Annotated in this window: 19 protein-coding genes; 8 read left to right on the top strand and 11 right to left on the bottom strand. The window is 70.0% G+C overall.

Features of this window, described 5'->3' with window-relative positions:
* Positions 1-48 precede the first annotated feature (48 nt).
* Together ABZT47_RS28155 and ABZT47_RS28150 are read left to right on the top strand one after the other, a co-directional pair.
* Positions 49-912 carry a MoxR family ATPase gene (locus ABZT47_RS28155; protein WP_354848345.1) on the top strand — a complete coding sequence of 288 codons (864 nt, stop codon included), beginning with the start codon at positions 49-51 and terminating at the stop codon, positions 910-912.
* Positions 909-2,291 (top strand): VWA domain-containing protein, encoded by a 1,383-nt coding sequence (locus tag ABZT47_RS28150; protein WP_354848342.1) that lies wholly within the window; start codon positions 909-911, stop codon positions 2,289-2,291. Before ABZT47_RS28155 ends, ABZT47_RS28150 begins: the two co-directional genes overlap by 4 nt.
* Before the next feature lie 250 nt (positions 2,292-2,541).
* Here the strand turns inward: ABZT47_RS28150 and ABZT47_RS28145 are convergent, their stop codons facing one another.
* On the bottom strand, positions 2,542-3,306 hold the full coding sequence (locus tag ABZT47_RS28145; protein WP_354848339.1) for a nuclease-related domain-containing protein: 765 nt from the start codon (positions 3,304-3,306) through the stop codon (positions 2,542-2,544).
* A 225-nt stretch (positions 3,307-3,531) separates the two neighbouring features.
* On the opposite strand from ABZT47_RS28145, the gene ABZT47_RS28140 reads away from it, so the two are divergent.
* Positions 3,532-4,170, top strand: coding sequence for a TetR/AcrR family transcriptional regulator (locus ABZT47_RS28140; protein WP_354848336.1), 639 nt, complete (start codon positions 3,532-3,534; stop codon positions 4,168-4,170).
* A gap of 317 nt (positions 4,171-4,487) precedes the next feature.
* On the opposite strand, the gene ABZT47_RS28135 is transcribed toward ABZT47_RS28140, so the two are convergent.
* The 4 genes from ABZT47_RS28135 to ABZT47_RS28120 all read right to left on the bottom strand — a co-directional run bounded on the left by ABZT47_RS28135 (position 4,488) and on the right by ABZT47_RS28120 (position 9,293).
* Positions 4,488-5,669, bottom strand: coding sequence for an acyl-CoA dehydrogenase family protein (locus tag ABZT47_RS28135; protein WP_354848333.1), 1,182 nt, complete (start codon positions 5,667-5,669; stop codon positions 4,488-4,490).
* 37 nt (positions 5,670-5,706) lie between these two features.
* Entirely contained in the window at positions 5,707-6,885 is a 1,179-nt protein-coding gene (locus ABZT47_RS28130) for an acyl-CoA dehydrogenase family protein (RefSeq protein WP_354848330.1), read from the bottom strand.
* Between the two features lie 144 nt (positions 6,886-7,029).
* A complete protein-coding gene (locus tag ABZT47_RS28125) occupies positions 7,030-8,247 on the bottom strand; it encodes an acyl-CoA dehydrogenase family protein (protein WP_354848327.1) in 1,218 nt (405 codons plus the stop codon).
* Positions 8,248-8,300: 53 nt separating this feature from the next.
* Positions 8,301-9,293 carry a phosphotransferase family protein gene (locus ABZT47_RS28120; protein ID WP_354848325.1) on the bottom strand — a complete coding sequence of 331 codons (993 nt, stop codon included), beginning with the start codon at positions 9,291-9,293 and terminating at the stop codon, positions 8,301-8,303.
* A 229-nt stretch (positions 9,294-9,522) separates the two neighbouring features.
* Between ABZT47_RS28120 and ABZT47_RS28115 the strand changes: the two genes are divergently transcribed.
* Positions 9,523-10,116 carry a GNAT family protein gene (locus ABZT47_RS28115; protein ID WP_354848322.1) on the top strand — a complete coding sequence of 198 codons (594 nt, stop codon included), beginning with the start codon at positions 9,523-9,525 and terminating at the stop codon, positions 10,114-10,116.
* Between the two features lie 140 nt (positions 10,117-10,256).
* Here ABZT47_RS28115 and ABZT47_RS28110 read toward each other — a convergent pair whose 3' ends face one another.
* A complete protein-coding gene (locus ABZT47_RS28110) occupies positions 10,257-10,838 on the bottom strand; it encodes a TetR/AcrR family transcriptional regulator (RefSeq protein ID WP_354848319.1) in 582 nt (193 codons plus the stop codon).
* A gap of 55 nt (positions 10,839-10,893) precedes the next feature.
* Here ABZT47_RS28110 and ABZT47_RS28105 point away from each other — a divergent pair, with 55 nt between their 5' ends.
* Complete coding sequence (locus ABZT47_RS28105) at positions 10,894-12,048, top strand: FAD-dependent oxidoreductase (RefSeq protein ID WP_354848317.1); 1,155 nt, start codon at positions 10,894-10,896, stop codon at positions 12,046-12,048.
* 44 nt (positions 12,049-12,092) lie between these two features.
* Here the strand turns inward: ABZT47_RS28105 and ABZT47_RS28100 are convergent, their stop codons facing one another.
* From ABZT47_RS28100 to ABZT47_RS28085, 4 genes are all read right to left on the bottom strand, one after another.
* Positions 12,093-12,977 (bottom strand): DMT family transporter, encoded by an 885-nt coding sequence (locus ABZT47_RS28100; protein ID WP_354848314.1) that lies wholly within the window; start codon positions 12,975-12,977, stop codon positions 12,093-12,095.
* A 315-nt stretch (positions 12,978-13,292) separates the two neighbouring features.
* Complete coding sequence (locus ABZT47_RS28095; RefSeq protein WP_354848312.1) at positions 13,293-13,652, bottom strand: VOC family protein; 360 nt, start codon at positions 13,650-13,652, stop codon at positions 13,293-13,295.
* A gap of 260 nt (positions 13,653-13,912) precedes the next feature.
* Positions 13,913-14,419, bottom strand: coding sequence for a hypothetical protein (locus tag ABZT47_RS28090; RefSeq protein ID WP_354848309.1), 507 nt, complete (start codon positions 14,417-14,419; stop codon positions 13,913-13,915).
* Positions 14,420-14,528: 109 nt separating this feature from the next.
* The gene (locus tag ABZT47_RS28085) at positions 14,529-15,464 is read right to left on the bottom strand and encodes a DUF4231 domain-containing protein (RefSeq protein WP_354848306.1); all 936 of its coding nucleotides are present in this window, start codon (positions 15,462-15,464) and stop codon (positions 14,529-14,531) included.
* A gap of 776 nt (positions 15,465-16,240) precedes the next feature.
* On the opposite strand from ABZT47_RS28085, the gene ABZT47_RS28080 reads away from it, so the two are divergent.
* A complete protein-coding gene (locus ABZT47_RS28080) occupies positions 16,241-18,607 on the top strand; it encodes an FxsB family cyclophane-forming radical SAM/SPASM peptide maturase (RefSeq protein ID WP_354848303.1) in 2,367 nt (788 codons plus the stop codon).
* Here the strand turns inward: ABZT47_RS28080 and ABZT47_RS28075 are convergent.
* Positions 18,604-19,695 carry an IS630 family transposase gene (locus tag ABZT47_RS28075; RefSeq protein ID WP_354848301.1) on the bottom strand — a complete coding sequence of 364 codons (1,092 nt, stop codon included), beginning with the start codon at positions 19,693-19,695 and terminating at the stop codon, positions 18,604-18,606. The two genes, ABZT47_RS28080 and ABZT47_RS28075, sit on opposite strands and share 4 nt — an antisense overlap.
* 166 nt (positions 19,696-19,861) lie before the next feature.
* Here ABZT47_RS28075 and ABZT47_RS28070 point away from each other — a divergent pair, with 166 nt between their 5' ends.
* Positions 19,862-21,268 carry a TIR-like protein FxsC gene (locus ABZT47_RS28070; RefSeq protein WP_354848298.1) on the top strand — a complete coding sequence of 469 codons (1,407 nt, stop codon included), beginning with the start codon at positions 19,862-19,864 and terminating at the stop codon, positions 21,266-21,268.
* Positions 21,265-25,179, top strand: a complete 3,915-nt coding sequence (fxsT, locus tag ABZT47_RS28065; protein ID WP_354848296.1) for an FxSxx-COOH system tetratricopeptide repeat protein — start codon at positions 21,265-21,267, stop codon at positions 25,177-25,179. Before ABZT47_RS28070 ends, fxsT begins: the two co-directional genes overlap by 4 nt.
* Positions 25,180-25,199: the final 20 nt, after the last annotated feature.

Here is a 25,199-nt window from a genome sequence, read left to right as displayed (position 1 = left end):
GGGACCGGTTAGAGTAGAACAACATTCGGGTCGATGACGGGAGTGCCGATGACGTCGTGGTTCGCCTCACCCGCCGACGCCGGTGAACGGCTCGCCGCGGCGGACTACCTGGTCGGCGACGCAATCACGACGCCGGTTTTCCTCGCCGCCGCGCTGGGCAAGCCGCTGCTGGCCGAGGGCCCGGCCGGGGTCGGCAAGACGCAGCTCGCCAAGGCCGTCGCCCAGGCGGCCGGGGCCGAGCTGATCCGGCTGCAGTGCTACGAGGGCCTGGACGAGGCCCGGGCGCTGTACGAGTGGAACTACAAGAAACAGCTCCTGCGCATCCAGGCCGCCGGCGGGCAGGCGTGGGAGGACACCCACGACGACATCTTCAGCGAGGAGTTCCTGCTGGAGCGGCCGCTGCTGAAGGCGATCAGGCGCACGGGACCGGCCGTTCTGCTCATCGACGAGATCGACAAGGCCGACGTCGAGGTCGAGGGCCTGCTGCTGGAGATCCTGTCCGACTACCAGGTGACGATCCCCGAGCTCGGGACGATCGCCGCGACCCGCAGGCCGTTCGTCGTGCTGACCTCCAACGCGACGCGCGAGCTGTCGGAGGCGCTGAAGCGGCGCTGCCTGTACCTGCACCTGGACTACCCCTCGCCCGATCGTGAGCGGGACATCGTGCTCGCGCAGGTGCCCGGCATCGCGGCCTCGCTGGCCGAGCAGCTCGCCCGCACGGTCGCCACGCTGCGCGCCCTGGAGCTGAAGAAGTCGCCGTCGATCGCCGAGACCATCGACTGGGCGCGGACGCTGCTCGCGCTCGGACGCGCGGACCTGGACGAGGCCACGACGGCCGCGACGCTGGGCGTGGTGCTCAAGCATGCCACCGACCAGACCCGCGCGGTGAAGGAACTGGGGCTCACCGAGTGACGCCGCTGCTGGACAGGCATGTGCGGTTCCTCGCGGCGCTGCGGGGGGCCGGGGTGCCGGTGTCCCCCGCCGAAGGACTGGACGCGGCCCGCGCCCTCCAGGTGATCGAGATGACCGATCGCGAGGCGCTGCGCGAGGCGTACGCGGCGACGCTGGTCAAGCGCCCGGCGTACCGTCCGGCCTTCGACACGCTGTTCGACCTGTGGTTCCCTCCGGTCACCGGCGGCCCGCGCCCCGCCGCCCGGACGGGCGGCGACGGTCCTGACCTGGAACGGGCCGAGGTGCCCGAGCTACGCGAGCGGCTGGCCGAGCTGCTGGCCGCCGACGCGGGCGCCACCGGCGACCCCGCCTTCGGGGAGTTCATCCGGGCCATGGTGGAACGGTTCGGCCGCCAGCAGGCCGCGCCGGGCCGGCAGAACTGGTTCTCCTACTCGGTGCTGCGCGCCCTGTCCCCCGGCACGCTGATGGCCGGGATGCTCGCCGGGCTGCTGCGCGGGCAGGAACGGGGCGGCCTGGCCGAGAAGCTCGCCCGCCGGCGGCTGTCGGACGGCATCGCCGGCTTCGAGGAGGCCGTCGCCGCGGACGTGCGCCGCAGAATCGCCGAGGAGTCCGGCATCGACAGGATCGCCGGGTCCGCGGTGCGGCCGCCGGTGGACCAGATCGACTTCCTGCGGATCACCAAGGCCGACCTCGCCCGGCTGCGGCGCGAGGTGCACCCGCTGGCGCGGCGCCTGGCCACCCGCCTGACGATCAAGCACAGGCACGGCGACCGCGGCCGGCTGGACTTCCGGCGCACGGTGCGGGCGTCGCTGAGCACCGGCGGCGTGCCCGTCGTGACCCACATGCGGCCCCGGCGCCCGCACAAGCCGGAGCTGGTGGTGCTGTGCGACGCCAGCGACTCGGTGTCGGCCTTCTCGCACTTCACGCTGCTGCTGACCTACGCGCTGCGCGAGCAGTTCGCCAAGGTGCGCGCGTTCGCGTTCGTGGACACGGCCGACGAGATCACCCGCTTCTTCGCGCCCGGCGCAGACGTCGTGGAGGCGATCACGCGGATGACCCGGGAGGCGGACATCACCCGCTTCGGGCGCAGCGACTACGGGCGGGCGCTGGAGAGGTTCGCCGAACGGTACGCCGACGCCATCACCCCCAAGACGTCCCTGCTGATCCTGGGCGACGCGCGGTCGAACTACCAGTCTCCGGCGCTGCCGGTTCTGAAGGAGCTCGCGGGCGCCGCCCGGCACGCGTACTGGCTCAACCCCGAGCCGCGCGCGCAGTGGGACACCGGCGACTCGGTGGCGGGCGCCTACGGCGGCGTGGTGCCCATGCACGAGTGCCGCAACGTCGCCCAGCTCGCCGCATTCATCGAGGAACTGGCCTGACCGCCGGCCTCGCCGAGCAGACGGCCCGAACCTCCGCGCAGACGGCCCGGACCTCCGCACCGGACGCCGCTCCTGGTGGAAGTCCCCTGGACCGGCGCCTCGGTCGGAAGCCGCCTGAACCGCGCCTCAGCCCGGAAGCCGCCTGAACCGCGCCTCGGTCGGGGAGCCGCCTTCGGACACCGCGCCTCGGTCGGGAAGCCGCCTTCGGACACCGCGCCTCGGTCGGGAAGCCGGCCGCGGCCGCGCCGCGTCAGGACATGCGCCGCAGGATGCGCGCGGCCGTGCGGGCGAGGACCTCGACCTGCTCCTGCGACAGGTCGACGTGCGCGTCGCCGAGGATCCACCGCGCCGCCTTACGGGGCAGGAACAGCGTCAGGCCCTCGGCGCTCACGAACGGGGGCTTCACCCGCCCGCCGTGGACGGCCAGCAGGGGCGTCACCGCGATGGGAATGCCCGACTCGCGCGACAGCATCTCGGCCATGGTCGTGGCGGCGTCCACGAGTCCCTTGGCGACCGAGGTGCCCGACCGCTCACCGAAGAAGAGCTTGCCGCCGTAGGCGGCGATGTGGGTGTCGGGGGGCCACGCCTCGTTGTCGACGATCCACACCCCGCCCGGGCCGATCACCAGGTGGTCGATGGACGCCTTGCCCGGCACGGCGCGCCCGTCGAGCACGCGGTACCCGTGCTTGCCGAGCCCGCGCCTCAGCAGGCGGCCGGTGCGGACGGCGCCGCTGCGCTTGCCGCGCCAGACGGCGGTGGCCTCGAACATCCGCCAGGAGACGAAGGCGTCGACCACCCATACCGCGCCGCCGCCGAGCAGCCCGATGAGGAAGGGCAGCGGGAAGGAGCGGTAGAAGGCGAGAGCGGTGAACAGGATGAGGCCCGCTCCCGCCATGAAGTGGCGTCGGCGGCGGCGCTCCGACCTGGTCTCGCGCCACCGGAGCTCGTACATCACCGAAGGTGTGCCCCACTTGAACTTGTCGTCCTGCGGCACGTAGATGGACCCATTGGGCACCGGAAACCCCCACGATTTCGGGCTCAGTCGACTACGTTATGGAGTACCCAACCCGGGGCTCCAACTTTCCCAAGGTAACGGAATTAGCACACCCGCGACACAGCATGGACGCGGAAGTTATCCGGACCCGGGTAAATCAGCACGCCAGAAGACGCCATGTCCCCCATCAGTTGACCGACCAGTCGGTACGCTGGGTGTCATCGCGATTCAGGGGAGGCGTGCGAGATGGCGCGCAACGGGGCCCGGCGACCGGCCACCACGACACAGGACAGGCCGGGCGAGGGCGTCCGGCCGGACGAGCCCGTACGGCAGCGGCTGATCGCCGAGGCGACGCGGCTGTTCGCCGAGAAGGGGTTCGAGAGCACGTCGGTGCAGGAGGTCGTCGCCGCCGCCGGGGTCACCAAGGGGGCGATGTACCACTACTTCACCTCCAAGGATGACCTGCTCCAGGAGATCTACGCCCGCGTGCTGCGGCTGCAGATGGAACGGCTCGACAGGTTCGCGGACGCGCCCGGGCCGATCGCCGACCGCGTGCACGCCGCCGCGGCCGACGTGGTCGCCACCAGCATCGAGAACCTCGACGACTCCAAGATCTTCTTCCGGTCGATGCACCAGCTCGCGCCCGAGACCCAGAAGGCCGTGCGAGCGGAGCGGCGCCGCTACCACGAACGCTTCCGCGACCTGGTGGACCAGGGCAGGCGCGCCGGCGTGTTCCGCGCCGACGTTCCGGCCGACCTCGTGGTCGACTTCTTCTTCGGCTCGGTCCACCACCTCGGCACCTGGTACCACGCCGACGGCCCACTGTCGGCCGCCGAGGTCGGCGGCCACTTCGCCGACCTCCTCCTCACCTCCCTGCGCCCCTGACCCCAGAAACTCCCACGCCACCCCCGATGCGGCGGCCACGGCGCGGATCCCCACCCGACATGTGACCGAGATCGACGGCCACTTCGCCGACCTCCTCCTGCCCTCCCTGCGCCCCTGACCCCCAAAAACTCCCGCCCCATCCCCGATGCTGCGGCCACGGCGCGGATCTCCATCCGGCGTGTGCTGGATGTGATCGGCGCCGGGTCGGCGGGGCGTGGTACGGCGAGGCCGGCGCCGCCCGTACGGCGCCCCGCCCGGCGACCGTCAACGGACAGCCCACCAGCCTTCGCGGCTTCAGGCGCCCTCCTCCTGAACGCTCAGACGGCGAGCGGGGCGGGGAGGTCGGCGAGGCGGGCGAGGGCGTCGCGGTGGTCGCCGGGAGTGCCGAGCGCGATCTGGTCCGCCTTGGCGCGCTTGAGGTACAGGTGCAGGGGATGCTCCCAGGTCATCCCGATGCCTCCGTGCAGTTGCAGGCACTCCTCGGCCGCGTGCACGGCCACCGGCGCGCACCACGCCTGCGCCACCGCGACCGCCATGGCCACCTCGACGTCCACGGACTCCCCGGTGTCCACGGCTTCCATGGCCTCGACGGCCTGGTCGTGGGCCCGCCCGTCCTGCCCCGCGGCCTCCGCGGCGCCGGCCCGCGTCGCGAGCGCGTCGGCGGCGTTGCGGGCCGCGGCGCGTGCCTGCACGATCTCCATCCACAGGTCGGCCAGCCGGTGCTTCAGCGCCTGGAAGGAGCCGACCGGCCGGGCGAACTGGTGCCGCTCCTTGACGTAGGCGAGGGTCGTGGCCAGGCACCACTCGGCCACCCCGAGCTGCTCGGAGGCCAGCAGCCCCGCGCCCAGCGCAAGGCCCGCGCGCAGCGGCGCGAGGCCGACGGCGACCGGCCGGCCCGGCGCGCCGTCGAAGGTCACGGTGGCGACCGGCCGGGTGAGGTCGAGCGAGGTGACCGGCTCGACGACGGCGTCCGCCGCGTCGACCGCGTACAGCGCTCCGGAGGCGGGGACGACCAGCACGTCGGCGCCCTCGGCCCCCGCGACGGCGGTGACCCGTCCGGTCAGCCTCCCCCGCTCGGCCCGCACCCAGGCCGGGCCCGGCGGGTACGGCGAGGCGGCGAACGAGACGGCGAGCGCGGCCGTGCTCTCCCCCGTCGCGAGGGAGGCGAGCAGGTCGCGAGCCTCGCCGGCGCCGGAGGCCACCAGGGCGCCGGTCGCCATGACGGCGCTGGTCAGGAACGGCACCGGGGCCACCGCGCGGCCGAGCTCCTCCAGCACGACCGCCGCCTCGCGGGCGGAGGCGCCCGCGCCGCCGAGGTCCTCGGGGATGAGCAGCCCGGCGGCGCCGATGTCGCGGGCCAGCGCCTTCCACAGGTCGGCGTCGTGCCCCGGGGCGCTCTCGGCGCGGGCGAGCACCGCGGACGGCGGGCGCCGGTCGGCCAGCAGGGCGCGGACGGCCGCCCGCAGCTCCTCCTCGACCTCGGAGTACAGCAGTGTCATCGGGTCGCTCTCCACCTCTGGTTCGCCGGGCGTGCGGTCATCGCGGCAGGTCCTTCCATGGCACGTTCTTGTCGGCGCGGGGCTCGGAGGGCAGGCCGAGGACGCGCTCGGCGATGATGTTGCGCAGGATCTCGGAGGTGCCGCCCTCGATGGAGTTGCCCTTGGCGCGCAGGTAGCGGTAGCCGGGCCCGCGGCCGAAGAAGTCCACCGTCTCCGAGCGCCGGAAACTCCAGTCGTCGTACAGCAGGCCCTCCTCGCGCAGCATCTCCACCTCAAGGCCCGACAGCGCCTGGTTGAGGCGGGCGAAGGCGAGCTTCATGCCCGACCCCTCCGGCCCGGGCGTCCCCACGGCGAGCTGTTCACGCAGCCGCACCCCGGCCAGCCGGGTGACCTCGGCCTCGACCCACAGGTGCAGCAAGCGCTGGTGCAGGTCGTGGGTGCGCAGCTCAGGACGCTCCCGCCAGGTGTCGGCGACGACTCCGACCACGCCTCCGCCGCGCCGCGCGGGCGAGCCGCCGATGGCGACGCGCTCGTTCATGAGGGTCGTCTGGGCCACCCGCCAGCCGTCCCCGACCTCGCCGAGGCGCAGGTCGTCCGGCAGCCGGACGCCGGTGAGGAAGACCTCGTTGAACTCGGCCTCGCCGGTGATCTGCCGCAGCGGCCGCACGTCGACGCCGGGGGCGTGCATGTCGCAAACAAAGTAGGTCATGCCCCGGTGCTTGGGCACGTCCGGGTCGGTGCGCGCGACCATGATGGCCCAGCGGGCGTGGTGGGCGCCGGAGGTCCAGACCTTCTGCCCGTCCACCACCCACTCGTCGCCCTCACGGACGGCCCGGGTGGCCAGGGTCGCCAGGTCGGAGCCGGCGCCGGGCTCGCTGAAGAGCTGGCACCAGATCTCCTCGCCGGTCCACAGGGGCCGCAGGAAGCGCTTCTTCTGCTCCTCGGTGCCGAAGGCGAGGATCGTGGGCGCCGCCATGCCGAGCCCGATGGCCATCTTGCCGACGTCGATCTGCGGGGTGCCCGCCAGCTCGGCCTCCACCACGGCCTGCAGCTCGCGGCGCGCCCCGAGGCCGCCGAGGCCCTCGGGGAAGTGCACCCAGGCCAGCCCGGCGTCGAACCGCGCCCGCAGGAAGTCCGGCGGTGCGGTCGCGGCCGGGTCGTTCTGCGACAGGAACGCGCGCACCCGTTCCTTGATCGCCGCCTCGTCCACGGTCACTGAGACAGGTCCCTTCGTCGGTCGCCGAGCCGTCGTCGGCTCGGCCGGTCGGTCGGTCGGTGGGCGGGTCGATGGGTCGGTCGCCCAGCAGGTCACTGAGCCGGTCGGGCGCCCAGCAGGTCACTGAGCTGGCCACTCAGGGGGTCACTGAGAGGCGGGCGGGGTGTGCTTCTTGAGCTCGCGGCGGGCCAGAGAGCGCTTGTGCACCTCGTCGGGGCCGTCGGCGAGCCGCAGCGTGCGGGCCGCCGCCCACAGGCCGGCCAGCGGGAAGTCCTGGCTGACGCCGCCCGCGCCGTGCACCTGGATGGCCTTGTCCAGGATCCACTCCACCTCGCGGGGCGTGGCGATCTTGATGGCCTGGATCTCGGTGTGCGCGCCCCGGTTGCCCACCGTGTCCATCAGCCAGGCGGTCTTCAGGACCAGCAGCCGCAGTTGCTCCACCTTGACCCGCGACTCGGCGATCCAGTCCTGGACGACGCCCTGCTGGGCGACCTGCTTGCCGAAGGCGACCCGCGACAGAGCTCGGCGGCACATCAGCTCGATCGCCCGCTCGGCCATGCCGATCAGGCGCATGCAGTGGTGGATGCGGCCCGGCCCGAGCCGCGCCTGGGCGATGGCGAACCCGCCGCCCTCCTCGCCGATCAGGTGGTCCACCGGCACGCGGACGTCCTCGAACAGCACCTCGGCGTGGCCGCCGTGGTCGCCGTCGGTGTAGCCGAAGACGTGCATGCCGCGCTTGACGGTGATGCCCGGGGTGTCGCGGGGCACGAGCACCATGCTCTGCCGCCGGTGCTCGGGCCCCTCCTCGGAGGTCTTGCCCATCACGATGAAGATGGCGCAGCCCGGGTTCATCGCCCCGGACGCGAACCACTTGCGGCCGTTGATGACGTACTCGTCACCGTCGCGCGCGATGGAGGTGGCGATGTTGGTGGCGTCGGAGGAGGCGACCTCGGGCTCGGTCATCGCGAACGCCGACCTGATCTCGCCGTTGAGCAGCGGCTCCAGCCAGGTCTTGCGCTGCCATTCGCTGCCGAACATGGAGAGGACCTCCATGTTGCCGGTGTCGGGCGCGGCGCAGTTCGTGGCCGCCGGGGCGATGCGCGGGCTGCGTCCCATGATCTCGGCGAGCGGGGCGTACTGCAGGTTGGTCAGCCCGGCGCCGTGCGCCCCCGGCAGGAAGAGGTTCCAAAGGCCCCGCTTGCGCGCCTCGTCCTTGAGGTCCTCAAGCATGGGCGGAGCGGTCCAGCCGCTCTCCGCCGCCTGCCACTCGAAGGCCTCCTCCGCCGGGTACACGCATTCGTCCATGAACGCCAGCAGCCGTTCGCGCAGGTCCTCGGTGGTGTCGTCGTAGGCGAAGTCCATCAGCCCTCCAGTGGCGTGAGCGCGTACGGGAAGTCCATCTGCGGCACGTGACCTCAGCCTTCCAGGGACGCGAGCGCGCGCAGCCCGTGGTCCACGAGCGGCGCGACGTGCCCGCCGATCTCGCCGAAGCCCTCTCCGACGGTCAGCCCTTGGGTGTAGCGGAAGTGGATGCCCTCGGCGATCACCGCGAGCTTGAAGCAGGCCAAGGCCAGGTACCAGCCGAGCCCGGTGACGTCCAGGCCCGCGCCGGCCGCGTACCGCTCCGCCAGCGCGGGCGCGGCGGAGACCAGGGCCGTGCCCGCCTCCGGCCGGCCGCCGGTGTCGAGCGCGGCGAAGTCGCCGTACAGCAGGAACAGGGCCAGGTCGGTGAGCGGGTCGCCGAGGGTGGACATCTCCCAGTCGAGCACGGCCCGCACCCGGCCGCCGGCGATCAGCGTGTTGCCCAGTTTGAAGTCGCCGTGGACGATCGCGTGGCGCTGGGTGAGCGGCACAGCGCCCGCCAGGCGGTCGTACAGGTCGTCGATGCCGGGGATCTCGCGGCTGCGGGAGGCGTCGAGCTGCCGCTTCCACCGCTTGACCTGGCGCTCCAGGAAGCCCTCAGGGCGGCCGAAGTCGGCGAGCCCGACGGCGGCCGGGTCGAGGGCGTGCAGCCGGGCGAGGATGTCGGTCAGCTCGGCCTCGATGGCCGGCGTCGCCGGGGGCTGGCCCCCCTCGACGTACTCCATGACGTAGAAGGGCGCCCCGATCACCTCGGGGTCCTCGCACAGGTGGTACGTGCGCGGCACGGGGACTCCGGTGTCGCGGAGCGCGGTCATCACGCGGTACTCCCGGCCCATGTCGTGCGCCGTGGCCAGGACGTGCCCGAGCGGCGGGCGGCGGACGACGAACCGGCGCCCGCCGTCGCGCACGAGATAGGTGAGGTTCGACCGGCCTCCGTGGATGACCTCGGCGGCCAGGCCGCCCTCGGCGAGCCCGTGCCGGCCGAGATGGTCTCGCAGGCGGCCGAGATCCAGACCCGGCGGGCCGGTGTCGATCTGTGCGGACATCGCGCTCCCCAGTCGTCCCAGTGCCTGGAGCGTACCGACCGGACGGTATGCCTGTCGACCGCTCGCCGGACCTCGCCGCGCGCGACCCTCGTCCTGCGTGCGGACGGCCCGTGCCCCGCCGGTCCAGGCCTTCAGCCTAGAGTCGGACGCCCCGCCGCCAAGTGGTCTCCGGGAATCCGCCCCCGGTGGCCCTGTCGGCCAGGCCACTCCGGCGGCCACACTTCACAGCATGACCGCGAGAATGCCCGATCCCACCACCTTGACCGGCCGTTTCGTCTGCCTGGAGCCGCTCGGCCCCGAGCACATCGCCGGCCTGCACGCCGCTGGCGGAGGCGACGACGACGTCTGGCGCTGGCTGCCGGTGGCGACGCCCCGCACCGAGCAGGACATGCTGCGGGTCGCGCAGTCCTTGATCGAGAACCCGGGCATCGTGCCGTTCGCCGTCATCCTGCGCCGGACCGGCGAGCCGATCGGCTCGACCACCCTGGGCGACGTGCCGGGATTCGACGACAGCCTGGAGATCGGCTGGACCTGGTACGGCAGAGCCTATTGGCGCACGGCCGTCAACACCGAGTGCAAGCTGCTGCTGCTCGGCCACGCCTTCGACAAGCTCGGTCACAACCGCGTCCTGCTCAAGACCGACGTCCTCAACACCCGTTCACAGCGGGCCATCGAGCGCATCGGCGGCGTGTACGAGGGCACGCTGCGCCGGCACCGGCGGCGCCCCGACGGCACTTGGCGCGACACGGTCCATTTCAGCATCCTCGACGACGAATGGCCCGCCCACCGGGAACGCCTCGAACAAGCCCTCGACCGCCCCTGACGACCCGCCCGGGCCGCAGCTCGCCGCCCCACACAGGGAACGACGGCACGCGAAGATCGACAGAAGCGCGAGCGCCCGCGGGGCCGACGTCGTGCCGGGGCTCAGGCGTACGGGTCCGTGGGCCGACGTCGTGCCGGGGCTCAGGCGAGCATGCCGCGGAGCAGCTCCCGCATCCCCGCGCGCAGGTCCTCGGGCGTGGGGACGGCTCCGGCGCCCGCGATCGCGTCGAACAGCACTCCTTCCGCGAAGGCGACAAGCTGCCCGCCGTGCCGTACGGGGTCGCGGGAGCCGGCCGCGGCGAGCACGGCCGTGGCCACCTCGCGGAAACGGCGCCCCGCCGCGTCGTACACCTGGCGCAGTTCAGGACGGCGGGTGGCCTCCAGGGCGAGTTCATAGCGGGCGAGCGACGTACGCCGCCCCTCGGTGAGCTGACGGTGGAGCAGGCCCGCCATCAGCTCGGCGAGCTCCTCCGGCGTCCCCATCACACCGGAACCCGAAGGCGCGCCGACCGTCGGAGGGACGGCGGTGAAGTACCCCTCCTCCAGTTCGGTCAGTCGGGCGAGGGTGAGCGCGAGGAGCGCGGCGCGGGTGCGCGCGAGGTTGGACGTCGAGCCGAGCGGCAGACCAGCGGCCTCGTCCACGGCGCGGTGCGTCAGGCCGCGCATCCCCCGCTCCACCAGCAGCGTTATGGCCGCCTCCGCGATCAGTTCCTCCCTGCGCATGGGCCCAGACTACACGTGTAGTAACGTAACTACAGGTGTAGTTGAAGGAGGGTACATGTCCCATGCCGTAGTGATCGGCGGCGGGATCGGCGGCCTGAGCGCCGCCGTGGCGCTCGCCCGCAAGGGCTGGTCGGTCACGGTGTGCGAACGAGCGCCGTCGATCGAACCGGTCGGCTCAGGCCTCGCCATCGCGCCCAACGCGCTCAGGGCCCTGGACACGATCGGCGTGGGCGACGAAGTGCGCGCGCTGGCGGCGCTCCAGGGCGAGGCGGGCATCCGCACCCCCGACGGCCGGTGGCTGCTGCGCACCAGCGCCGAGGCCGCGCTGGCGCGGTTCGGCGAGCCGACGGTGATCCTGCTCCGCGCCACGCTGGTCGACCTGCTCGCGCGCCGGCTGCCGTCCGGCGCGCTGCGCCTGGGCACGGACGTCCACGGCGTCGGCCCTGAGGACGGAAGGGTCTCCACCAGCGCCGGCGACCTGCGGGCCGACCTGGTGGTGGCGGCCGACGGCATCGACTCCGCCGTCCGCCGCTCGCTGTTCCCCCGGCACCCGGGTGCTGTGCACGCCGGCGTGACGAGCTGGCGGCTCCTGGCCGACCGGCCGGAGGGCGAGTTCCGCGGCAGCGAGTCGTGGGGGCGCGGCCAGGTGTTCGGCATCACGCCGCTCGCCGGCGGCCGGGTGTACTCCTACGCCACCGCCCCCGTCCCGCCGAGCGGCACGAGCGCGAACCACCACGACAAGGGCGGCGGGGACGCCGGGACGCGCAAGGCCGAGCTGCTGAGGCTGTTCGGCGACTGGCACGACCCGATTCCCCGGCTGATCGAGGCGGCCCGCGAGGAGACGATTTTGCGGCACGACATCCGCTGCCTGGCCGCTCCCCTGCCCGCCTTCCACTCCGGCAGGGTGGCACTGCTCGGGGACGCGGCCCACGCGATGACCCCGAACCTCGGCCAGGGCGCCTGCCAGGCGATCGAGGACGCGGTGATCCTGGCCCACCTCGCGAGCGACCTCCCCGCCTACACCGCCGCCCGGCTGCGCCGCACCAGCACCATCATGCGCAGGTCGCGCACCATCTGCCGCGTGACCCGGTGGTCCAACCCCCTGGCCGTCCGCGCCAGGAATGCCGCCATGGCCCTGACCGGACGCCTCGGCGACGACCTCACCCTGCGCCAGTTCCAGGACGTCTTCACCTGGCGCCCACCCGCCTGACCCGCTCAGCCCGAGCGCCGGCGCACATCGGCGGGGTGGAGTTTCTAGCGGACGCCGGCGCGGGTGGAGATGGGGACGGGTAGTTCGGCGTGCGGAGGGGTGACGGCCTGGGTGGTCTCGGGCGTGAGACGGCTGAGCGTGATCGTTCCCGTGATCAGCACCGCGGCCGAGAGAATGGCCGGGATGACGTCTCCGACGCCGGTCGGCAGCGGCTCGCCGAGCAGCACCGCCCCCGCGATCACCGAGGTGATCGGGTCCACCACCTGCACCCCGGCGTAGGCGATGCCGAAGTACCCCACCGCGTACGACCTCTGCAGCAGCACGATGGCGCAGACGAGGAGCACGGGGATCGCGACCGTGAACCAGTGGACCAGGCGCGACAGGTCGCCGCCCAGCCCCCCGCCCACGACGCGGACGAACGTGGAGACCGAGGCGGTCACCGACCCCGCGCCGACCGACAGCAGCAGCGCCTTCGACGCGCCCTTGGCGCGCCGTGCCGCGAAGTTGCACACCGCCACCACCACGCCCACCACCGCCAGGAAGGCCAGCGCCGCCGGGGTGGAAAGCACCGGGCGGGTGTTGCTCTGCGGGATCAGCAGCATGAGCCCCAGCAGCCCGGCGGCCACCGCAATCGAGCCGAGGATCTCCGCCTTGTGCGGACGTCTGCCGTGCAGCACCGCCGCAAGGGGAACGGCGAACACCAGCGTCGCCACGCTGACCGGCTGGATCAGCACGAGCGGGGCGAAGCTCAGCGCCACGGCGTGCAGGCCGGCGCCGAGCAGGCCGATGACCCCGCCGATCAGCCAGCGGGGCCTGCGGACGAGCTTGAGGTTGGCCCCCCCGTGGACGGCCTCGTACTGCTGCAGGGCCGCGCCTCCCGCGTACCCCAGCGCGCCGACCAGCGCGATCGACACGCCGAGCCAGATCATGACGCGGCCCCGGGCAGGACTCGGGCAGCGGGAAGCACATGTGGGGTCATCAGAGGGAGCACCCCGCCAGCTTAAGGACAAATACCTGGAACGCGGTTGTCGATCGCCCCATTGCCCCATGAACAGGGGTGGCCCGGCCGCCGCCCGCACCGTCCCCGGCGCTCCGATGGTGCTTCTCGGACATGGCGACTACCGCTGCCCAAAGAAGGCCCCGGTAATCGGATCACCACCGACGAGCGGGCGACCGGCCCACCGCCCGTGAACCCGCGACCGGCCGCCGCCCGTGAACCCGCGACGGGCCGGCGAGCCGCGGCCTCAGGAGCGCTCGGGGCAGACGCAGAACAGGTGCCCCTCCGGGTCTGCCAGGACGACCCAGCCGTCACCGGGCTGGAAGTCCGGCTTGGTGGCGCCGAGTTCGAGGTACTCCTGGACGGCCTTGCCGACGTCCGGGACGCGGAAGTCCAGGTGGAACTGCTTGCCCGGCCCGGGCCAGGCGGCCGGCTCCCGCTCGGGGACCCGGCCGAAGTAGAGGCTCGTCGTCCCGTCCCCGATGCCGGCGTACTCGTCCTCGGCGTACTGCACCTCGAAGCCGGTGATCGCGGCATAGAACTCGGCGAGCTTCTTCGGCTCGGCGCAGTCGATGGTCGTGGCGATGAGAGTCGCTTTCGTGGTCATGGGTCCATCGTGGACGGCATACCTGTCATCCAGCGTCAGGTACAGATTGCGAGTTCCGGCACCGCGACGCTCCCGGCCCACGGCCTCGGACCACCGGCCCACGGCCTCGGGCCACCGGCCCACGGCCTCGGGCCACCGGCCCACTCCCCCGGCTTCGGTCTTGCGCCCCGGCACCAGCACGCGCACCCGCACCCGCACAGGCACCCGCACCCGCACAGGCACCGGCACCGGCACCGGCACCGGCACCGGCACACGATGGGCTACTCCCGGCGGGCGCCGTCGGGCCAGATGACATGGACCTCGATGCCGCGCCGGCGCGCCTCGGCGACCACATCGGCCGTGCCGCCGTAGCCGCGGGCCGGCTTGCCGTCCCAGACGGCGTACAGCTCCTCGGCCAGGTCGAGCATGAGCTTGCTGCCCTCCATATGCGACTCGCCGGTGGACTCGACGTACCCCAGTCGGTGCACCTTCTCGGCGGCTCCCATGAGCGTGTCGTACTCGTCCAGAGAGTCCGGGGGGAGGTCCTCGCGATAGCGCTGCGAGCAGACGACCGCCTCCAGCGTCCCGCCGAGGTCCACGACCGCCCTCGCGAAGATCTGGTCGGCCCCGTCGGCCAGGCAGGACACCCCTCTGATCTCGGGCGCGTGCCGGGCGAGGATGCCGCGAATGGCCTTCTCGACGAGCGTGACGGTGGACGCCGGCAACCCCCGATGCCCGGAGATCGCGATGCGCCGCCGCGTGTCTCCCCCACCGCCGGACGGGTTCATGGCGGGGCTGCTGCGGCCGTTGACCGGCGGACGGGGGGCGGGACGGTGGAGGCCGCCATGGTCCAGCACGGGCGCGGCCGCGGGTTGGGCCGCCCGCGAACGATCCTCCTCAGCTCCGCGAGCCCCACCACAGCATGTGTTCACGGGCGATGGCCTCCTCGGACTCGTCCACGAAATGGGCCCATTCAGTCTCCGTCCGAGGCCACTCCACCCGCGACACGATATCGCTCAGTTCCAGGGCGGCTATGGAATACGACGTGGCGAGCTGCTGGTGCTGGCGAGTCTGGAGCCAGGCGATGCCGGCGGCGGCGATGGCACCGACGATGCCCGGCAGATCCATGTCGATCACCTGGTCGGCGTTGAGAATGGCGGCGATCAGCCCGACGGCCTCCAGCGCCGCCAGCGCGACCGACCACTGCGACGCGCGGCGGTCGTGGTAGCGGGCCTTGGCGCCGTACCACGTGCGCTGCTCGTTGATCCGGCCCGTCATGTAGTGCTGTTTGCGCTCCTCCAGCGACAGGGCCCTGATCTCGCGCATCATCGCTGTGACCTGGGACTCCTCCTCCATCGGCGGCACGGGGGCGAACCCGTGGATACCTCTCGTGAGCTCGGAGAAGCGCTGGTGCAGAAGCAGGTCCACATGGACCTCGCCATCGCCTGGGCGACTACCGCCGGAGCCACCGCTATCGCCGCCGCTCCTCTCATCGCCGTCCCGCCCGAACGGCGCTCCACCGACGAGGTAACGCCAGGCGAGCGTCTTGGCCGACTCGGCGGCCGCCCTAGCCTCGTACCACTGCCGGTCGGGTCGGGCGGTCAGCAGGTACACCTCGGTGACCAGCGCCGTGGCGAGAGCCCCGGCAGCGACGAGCGCCGCGGCGTCGACCCGCCCGGCCGTCAGCGAGAACGATCCGAACACCGCCGCGACCACCAGCGATGTGAGACGTACTCCCGTCGCGGTCAGCAGCCTGCGCTGTCCCACGATGGCACCTCGGTCGGCGGCGCGATAAAGCGCCGGAAACCCCGTCTCCGGGTTACTGGCCACCACCTAACCACTGCAGCCTGTACCCTCCCCTCTGTCAAGGGGGAATGGAGCCATGCATAAGATCTTGGAATAACGGCGCGACACCAATGCGATGATCTCCGATCCTTAACCGCCGCGTTCTCACATCACGTCTCAGCCTGCCCTTTCACCCCTTTGTTCGATGAGCCGATAATTCAACCAAAAGGGGCGGCGCGATCGCCGCTCACAACCTAGAGTCGGAGGGTGACGCCGGGAGTCCCGCCGGTACGGCACAGTCCGATCAATCCTCCACACCACAAGGAGACGATCAACGCAAAGTGCGTACGGCCTTACTTCAACCGACAACCGGGACGGGCTACGCACGACGGGATAACTCTCCCAAACGTGATCTTTCTAACTAAAGGCCCCCCAGTGCATCCCCTATCGTCGACAAAAATCCCCCGACCCGAGGTAAAGACCTGGGCACGGAGCGACTGCATCCCCTAATGTCATGCCACCTAGGGCGACACCAAGGGAAGAGATCCCGATGTAAGGTCGTACTCAGAGCGACGGGGTGATTACTCTCTAGCTTTGACCCCTGGATTTATTCAATCCAGCTTGATATGGACGGATAGTCTTATGAACAATGTGTCCAGGGACACCAAGTCGGGAAGCACCACAGATCAGATCGACATACTGCATATGCCCCTCTCCAGAGTGGGGACGCTGGCGAAGGCCGGCCTGCTCGGCCACATTCTTCCGGACCCGTCGGTCAATGGAGTGAGCGCCGCCGCATTCCAGTCCTCGATCTAGCCATTCTCGTGAGTCAGCTTGCCCTCCCTTTTCGGCAATTCGTCATCAAGATCGCCAGTCGTTGTGATCTTGCCTGCGACCACTGCTATATGTACGAGCACGCCGACCAAAGCTGGCGGAGGCGACCCATCGTCATGTCCGACGAGACGATGGGGTCGACCGCCGACAGGATCGCCGAGCACGCACGGCGGCACCGGCTGAGCCGCGTCAGCGTTGTTCTGCACGGGGGCGAGCCGTTGCTGGCCGGAGTCGGACGACTTGGCCGCCTCGCCGACAAGCTGGCGCGCTCACTCGACGGCGTCTGCGAGCTGGAACTGAAGATCCACACCAACGGCGTCCTCCTCAATGCCGAGTTCTGCGATCTCTTCGCCTCACGGGGCGTCAAGGTCGGCATATCCCTTGACGGAGATCGGATAGCCAACGACCGTCACCGCAAGTACGCCGACGGCCGCAGCAGCTACGACAAGGTCATCCGTGCCGTCACCCTGCTGAGAGAGCGATATCCGAGCCTGTACTCTGGGCTGCTCTGCACGATCGACATCGCCAACGACCCCGTCGCTGTCTACGAGGCGCTGGCACAACTCGAGCCCCCCCGGGTGGACTTCCTGCTCCCGCACGCCACCTGGGACCAGCCGCCTCCCGGTGACCCCGCAGCGTACGGCGACTGGCTCATACAGATCTTCGACCAGTGGCTGGCCGACGGCAGGCCGATGAGCGTCCGCATGTTCGAGTCGGCACTGCGCACTCTGGCGAACAAAAGCAGCCTGACGGAGTCCCTCGGGCTCGAACCGAGCGATCTCGTGGTGATCGAGACCGATGGTTCCTACGAGCAAGCCGACTCCCTCAAGACCGCTTTCGACGGCGCCCCGGCGACCGGTTTGGACATCAAACGGCACGCACTCGACGTCGTGGCCGCCCACCCCGGCATCACTGCCCGCCAGACCGGCTTGGACGGCCTCGGCGAGCAGTGCCAGAACTGCCCGGTCGTCTCCTCGTGCGGCGGCGGTCTCTATGCGCACCGCTACCGCACCGGCTCCGGGTTCCTCAACCCAAGCGTCTACTGTGCCGGTTTGCTGCGGCTGATCACTCATATCCAGAACACGGTGCGCGCGATCGACCGCGCCACGCACAGCCTCCCCTCGTCCGTCTTCATCGAACTGGCCTTCGGTCACGGGAGCGCCGAGTCGATCGCCAGACTCGAAGAGGGACAGCAGAGTCTGCGCCGAACCCTCCTCGCCAGTGTGGGCGGCGCGTCTGATTCATTGGACGCCTGGCGTCTGCTCACGCTGATCGACAGCGAAGCCCGGTCGGTGCTCGATGCCACGCTGGCTCACCCTTACATGCGCGTGTGGGCTATGCGATGCCTCAAGGGCGACATCGACGACGGTCACCTGTCAGCGTTCGCCACCGTCGCCGCCATCCGCGCCGGGGTCCGGGCCGTCCTGCGGGTGCCCGTTCGGAGCGGCCTGCTCCATCTGCCTTCACTCGGCCGCCTCGACGTCGGCGGGGCCACCGAGGCCACAATCGAGACCGGCGAGCGACGCTTCAGCGTCCGCACCGGCGGTCGCGGCTGGTTCGTCGACCTCGACGCCCCCGGCGACAGCCCAGCGTGGTCGCCGGTGCGTCACCTGGTGACAGAGGGTTTGACCGTGGCGCTGGACGACGTCGACCTGTACCGCGACTGCCACCAGTATCCGCCGGCCGAGCGGCTCGACGACCGGCAGTTCGACCGCTGGGCGACCATGTTCGGTGAGGCGTGGGAGCTCATCCAGCGCGATCATGCTGTGTACGCACCGGCTCTGGCGGCCGGGCTCGGCACCCTGATCCCCCTCGCGCCGCACCCCGGCGGCTCCGAGATCAGCTCTACGGCCCGCGACGCCTTCGGCGCCGTGGCCGTCGCGCTCCCCGGGAACGCGACTTCGCTGGCGCTGCTGCTGATCCACGAATTCCAGCACGTCAAGATGGGTGCGATCCTCGACATCCACAGCTTGTACGACCCCAAGGACACCGGCCTCTATTACGCCCCCTGGCGCAGGGACCCTCGCCCACTCGAAGGGCTACTCCAGGGCACTTACGCCCATCTCGCCGTGACCGACTTCTGGCGGGTGCGGCGCCTTCTCGATCGCGATGGGGCCGCTCACCGCGCGGCCGTCGCGTTCGCGCGCTGGCGAGCACTGACCGTCGAGGCCATCGGGACTCTCGCCGGTTCGGGGGCGCTCACCGAGCTCGGTGAGCAGTTCATCGGCATCATGCGCGAGACGGTCCGGCCCTGGCTGGCGGAACCCGTATCCGCCGCCGCCGCGCGAGAAGCGCGGGAGGCCGCCGCAGCGCATAAGGTCGAATGGTCGCGCAGCGTCAACGCCGGATACTCCTAGTGTCCTGCGCCGGAAATCCGTCGGCAATATCGGGCGAGGGATTCAAGGATCTCCTCTGCGGTCTTCTTCCACACGAACGGACGCGGATCGTCGTTCCACTGAGCGATCCAGGCGCGGATGTCCTTCTCCAGAGACTGGACGCTTTTGTGGACACTCCACCTGATCAGCTGGTCGGTCAGGAAGCCGAACCACCGTTCGACCTGATTGATCCACGAGGAGCCGGTCGGGGTGAAATGCATGTGGAACCGGGGATGACGCGCCAGCCACGCCTTGATCGCCGGGGTCTTGTGCGTGCCGTAGTTGTCGCAGATCAGGTGGACATCCAGTTCGGCGGGCACCGTCTTGTCGATCGTGACCAGGAACTTCTTGAACTCGGCAGCGCGGTGCTGGCGGTGCAGCTCGCCGATGACCGAACCGTCGGCGACATTGAACGCGGCGAACAGGCTGGTGATCCCGTTGCGCACATAGTCGTGGGTCCGCCGCTCGGGCATGCCCGGCATCATCGGCAGCACCGGCTGCGAGCGGTCCAGCGCCTGGATCTGGGACTTCTCATCCACACACAGCACCACCGCCCGCTCGGGCGGGTTGTGATACAGCCCGACCACATCGACGACCTTCTCCACGAACAACGGGTCGGTCGACAGCTTGAAGGCGCCTGCATGATGCGGCTTGAGCCCGAAGTCCCGCCAGATCCGCCCGATCGTCGACTTCGACAGCCCGCTGCGCTCGGCCATCGAGGTGCGCGACCAGTGAGTGGCGTTCTCCGGTGTCTGCTCCAGCGTCGCCACCACGACCTGTTCGACCTGATCCAGGCTGATGGACGGCGGCCGGCCCGGCCGCTGCTCGTCCATCAGCCCCTCCAACCTCAGCCGGACGAACCGAGTACGCCACTTGGACACCGTGTCCCGATGCACCCGCAACTCCGCAGCGATCTCGATGTTGTCCATACCGGCCGCACACGCCAGCACGATCCTGGATCGCATCGCCAGCACCTGCGAGGACTTACTTCGCCTCGCCCAGCGCTCCAGCGTCATCCGCTCCTCATCGGAGAGGGTCACCGGAGTTTTCGGTCGTCCCGTCCGCGCCATGCCACCACTCTAGACTTTGCCGACGAATTTTAGGCGCGGGACACTAGACACCTCTGGACGCCGGCCGGCTTCCCGCATGCCGGTTGCCCGTCTGATCGGCATACCGTAAGACGATCCCGCAGCCCTCAAAGAGCCGTTGACGGCAGGCCGATACCCCGTTTCCGGTGTGACACATAAACATGGCGTGGTGATTTTCTCCGGCGAGATTGCCCGTCGTCATTGTTCCCACCTAGCCTGCCATTCTATAGTCGTGGTTCCCGCGGGGCATGGGCTGGAGGTGCGTCTGCAAGTGTCAGATGCTATACAAGCTGGCCCCTACTTCTTTCTGAGCTACGCGCATACTCCGCGGCACGACGCTAATGATCGCTATGATCCCGATCAATGGGTGGAGAAGCTCTTCACCGACCTGTGCCGCCATGTTATGGTCCTGAGCGGCCTCGATCACGGTTCCAAGCCCGGATTCATGGATCGCGAGCTTCACTCAGGTAGCTACTGGCCTGACCGGCTCGCCAAGGGCCTGGCGACTTGCAGGGTCTTCGTCCCCCTCTACTCCAAGCGCTACTTCGAAAGCGAGCAGTGCGGCAAGGAGTGGACTGCCTTTTCCGAGCGGATTCTGTACCATCGTGCACGCGGCTGGGAGAAGGCAGAGACAATCATCCCCGCCATTTGGGTTCCCGTACCACCCGAAGAGCTCCCCGAGGTCGCGCGGTCCATTCAGTTCAACCATGCCGGCCTAGGACCGAGGTATATCGAGCACGGCTTCTACGGCATCATGAAACTCAGGCAGTACCGCAGCGCCTACGACATGGCCGTCTACAACCTCGCGCGCCGCATCGTCGAAGTCGGGGAGTCGACCCGGCTCGCGCCGACCGCGCCGCCCGACTACGACTCGCTCCGCAGCGCGTTCGACGCCTTCGAGTCCTCCCGGGCCGGCGGCCATCGCATAAAGGTCACCGTGGTCGCGCCCGACATCCACAACCTGCCAGAAGGTCGCGAGCCATACCACTACGGACACACCCCGCAAGAGTGGAACCCCTACCGCCCGGAGATCGGCAGGCCGCTCGCCGAACACGCCGTCGAACTGATCCGCAATCTCGGCTTCCGCGCCGATGTGGGATCCATCGACGACCACTATGACCATCTCTTCGGTGACGATTCACCGACGAGCCCGGGGCTGATCCTGGTGGACAGCTGGGCCACCGTCTCGGAGAAGTACCAGGAGCCACTGCGCCGCCTCGACCAGGGTGACAAGCCTTGGATCACCGTGATGGTGCCGATCAACCACAGCGATGCGCAGACCACGGAGGCCGAACACCGGTTGCAGCGGCACCTCGGAGCGATTCTGGAGCACAAGCTCAGCGAGGGACACCCGGTCCAGCGGTCGGTCGCGAACGACATCTCTACGTTCGACCAGTTCTGTAAAGCGGTCCCAGAGATGGTGCGGACGGCGATACACCACTTTCTCCGGCGCGCACCGACGTACCCGCCTGGAGGGCGCGCGTCCATGGAGCGCCCGAGGCTGCAAGGTCCCCAGTCCCCGTACAACGGAACCGACGCGGAGGCTCAGCCATGAGTGACGCCCCCGAGGGCCACATCATCACGTTCTACTCCTACAAGGGGGGAACCGGCCGCACGATGGCCGTCGCGAACACGGCGTGGATCCTGGCGAGCAACGGCAAGAGAGTGCTCATCCTCGACTGGGACCTCGAATCGCCCGGCCTCCACAAGTTCTTCCACCCCTTCCTCGACGCGGACAGCGTCGGCGGCACCCCCGGCATCATCGACATGATCAACGAGTACTCGCTGGCGACGCTCAATGCTGGCACGCGCCCGACCGACTGGCATCTGGACTACGCGCGAGTGCAACGCCACGCGGTGTCCCTCGAGTGGGACGACTTCCCTGGTGAGGGGACGATCGACTTCGTCTCGGCGGGCCGCCAGAACCGCGACTACGCCTCCCTGATCGCGAGCTTCGACTGGGACAACTTCTACACCCGGCTGGGCGGCGGCCAGTTCTTCGACGCGCTGCGCGCCGACATGAAGGCCCATTACGACTACATCCTCATCGACAGCCGCACCGGCCTCAGCGACATCGCCGACATCTGCACCGTCCACCTGCCCGACACGGTCGTGGTCTGCTTCACCCTGAGCGACCAGAGCATCGAGGGCGCGTCGGCGGTCGCGGAGACCATCAAGACCCGCTACCGCAACCGCGACATCCGCATCCTGCCCGTCCCCATGCGCATCGACGACGGTGAGAAGGAGAAACTGGACGCGGGCCGCGATCTCGCCAAGCGCCGGTTCGAGGGTTTCCCCCAAGGCATGACCCCCGACGACCTGCGCCACTACTGGGGCTCGGTCGAGATTCCTTACAAGCCCTTCTACGCCTACGAGGAGACGCTGGCCGCTTTCGGTGACGCGCCGGGATCCCCGACCTCCCTGCTGGCGGCTTTCGAGCGCCTGGTGAGCATGATCACGCGAGGGGAGATCGCCTCCCTTCCCACGCTGCGCGAGGATCTTCGGCTGACCGTCCGTGAGACCTTCGTCCGCAGGCCGGCCACCTCCCCGGCTGAGGTCCTGCTGAGCTACGTGCCCGAGGACCGCATGTGGGCCGACTGGATCGCCTCCGTGCTGGAGCTGTCCGGCCTTGAGGTGGTGCGGCACGACCATGACAACGCGGCGAACACTTCAGAGTCGGCCCAGCAGAAGACCCCGACCTCTCGTCACGTCGTCGCCGTGGTCTCCGCCGCGTACATACGCTCCATGCAGCCGCTCACGTTGTGGAAGCCGGCGACGGCCGCCGAACCCAAGGGGCCGCGCTCCAAGGTCGTGACGGTGCGGGTCGCCGACGTGCGCATGGGCCCGCCGCTCGGCGACCGCCCGACCGTCGATCTCACCCGCTTCAACGAGTCGCAGGCCGTCGAGGCGCTGCTGCGTGTGCTGGGCCGGCCACCGCAGAGCGCCAAGAGCATGGAGGACCCCGCGCCGGCAGGTCCCCGCTTCCCGGGCATCCGACCGCCCGTGTGGAACGTCGCGAATCGCAACGCCGCCTTCACCGGCCGCAACGCCGTCCTGGAGCAGCTCCGCGACCAGATCGTCGGCAACAGCACGACCGTGGTCCTCCCCCAGGCGCTCTTCGGACTCGGCGGCGTCGGCAAGACGCAGGTCGCCCTGGAGTACGCCCACCGGTTCATGGCCGACTACGACGTGGTGTGGTGGATCGCCGCAGAACATCTGGAACTCATCAACCCCGAGATGGCGGACCTGGCGGAGAAACTCGGCGTCCGGGTGGGTGACAGTGTCGCCGAGGCGGCCAAGGCCGCCCGGGAGGCTCTGCGCATGGGCCGGCCGTACTCGCGGTGGCTGTTGATCTTTGATAACGCGGACGACCCCAAGGAACTGGAGCCCTACCTGCCCACCGGTCCTGGGCACATATTGATCACCTCGCGCAATCCCGCCTGGTCACGGGTGGCCGATCCCCTGGAGGTGGACGTCTTCACCCGCGAGGAGAGCATCGAGCACCTGCGCCGGCGCGCGCCGGGGCTCGACGTGGAGGACGCCGCGAAGGTGGCAAACGCGCTCGGTGACCTGCCCCTGGCCATCGAGCAGGCCGGTGCGTGGCTGGAGCAGACCGGCATGCCGCCCGAGCAGTACCTCAGCCAGCTCACCGAGATGTTGAAAATCGGTGAGCAGCCTGCCGACTACCCCACTCCCGTCGCCGCGACCTGGAACGTGTCCTTCGAACGGCTCCGCCAGCAGTCGCCAGCGTCGGTGCGCCTGTTGGAACTGCTCGCCTTCTTCGGTCCCGAACCGGTCTCGCTGTACATGCTCCACAGCGACGCGATGGTGGAGTGCCTCGTCCCCTACGACGACGCGATGCGGGAGAAGGTCATGTTGGGCCCGGCGATCCGCCAGCTGGGCCGATACGCCCTCGCCCGTGTGGACCTTGCCGACAACTCCATCCAGGTGCACCGGCTCATCCAGGCCGTCGTGCGCGACAGGATGAACGCCGAAGAGCGGGAGACGACCGTCCACGACGTGCACCGCGTCCTGGTGGCCGCCCGTCCTCGGGTGGGCGAGGTCGACAACCCCAAGAACTGGCCCCGTTACGACGAGATCTGGCCGCACCTCGTTCCTTCCAAGGCGGCCGAGTGCGACGAGGAGGAAACCCGCCGCCTGCTCATCGACCGGGTGCGCTACCTATGGAGACGCGGGGAGTTCCAGGCGAGCCTGGACCTGGGCAACAGGCTTGAGGAGGTGTGGAACATCAAGCTCGGCACAGGCGACCGCCAGACCGTCCACCTGCGGTTCCACCTCGCTAATACCCTCCGTTCCATGGGCAGGTACGCCGAGGCGCACCTGGTGGACACCGAGGTGCTGACCCAGCAGACACGAGAACTGGGCGAGTCGCATCCCTACACGCTGATGACCGCCGGCAGCCTGGCCGCCGACCTGCGGACGCTCGGCAAATTCCAGGAAGCCCTCGACTGGGACGGTCAGACCTATGAGCGGGTCAAGGACCTGTTCGGCGATGATCACGACCGCACCTTGTCGGCCGCCAACAACCTCGGAATCAGCCTACGGCTCACCGGCGACTTCGCCCGGGCGAGGGAACTCGACCAGGAGATCGTGCGCCGTCGGCACCAAGTGAGCGGTGAACTGCACCTCAACACTCTCAATACCATCGCCAACCTGGGACGTGACCTGCGGGAGCTCGGGCATCTCACCGAGTCTGTGGATACGACACGGGTGAACCTGGCGCATTACAGCCAGGTGCTCGGCGAGGGCCACACCGACACCCTGCGCACCGCCACCAGCCTCGCGACCTCGCTGCGCCGGAACGGCGCCGAGGCAGAGGCCCACCAGCTGATCGAACAGACCCACAACAGCTACGTCCAGCACTACGGCGACGCCCACCCTGAGACGCTCCTGTGCCGTCTGGAACTCGCCTCCTGCCTCGCCACGATGGGTGAGACCGCGGCCGCCCACGAACGCGCCTCCGATGTCATGCGGCACTTCACCGCCACCCTGGGGGCCGACCACCCGTACACGTTGGCCTGCGTCAACAACATCGCCTCCTACCAGCGGGAACTGGGCCACCTTCCGGACGCGAGACGGCTCGCGGAAGCGTCCCTCGCGGGTCTCGCGGAGCAGGTCGGCGAGAACCACCCCATGACGCTGCTGGCGGCGATCAACCTGGCGAGCTGCTTGGCGGAGCTGGCTGAACCGGCTGCCGAGGCGATGGACCGCCGCACGCTCGCCCGCCTGCGTGAGATCCTCGGTGGCGAACATCCGGACACGCTCGTCTGCGAGGCCAACTTGGCCATGACGCTCAACGCCGTGGGACGCACGGCGGAAGCGCGCCAGTGCCGCGAACGGGTATTGCACGCGATGCGCAAGGCGCTCGGCGACGATCATCCGCACATCGCCGACCTGGCCGCCTGGCGCAGGATCTCGCGTGACCTGGAACCGCTGCCGTGGTGACCGCTGACGCGACGGCCGTG

Origin of the sequence: Sphaerisporangium sp. NPDC005289, assembly GCF_040607455.1 — a bacterium.
Classification (GTDB): domain Bacteria; phylum Actinomycetota; class Actinomycetes; order Streptosporangiales; family Streptosporangiaceae; genus Sphaerisporangium; species Sphaerisporangium rhizosphaerae.
The sequence above is the reverse complement of the archived record's forward strand: the minus strand, read 5'-3'. Positions and strand labels throughout refer to the sequence as shown.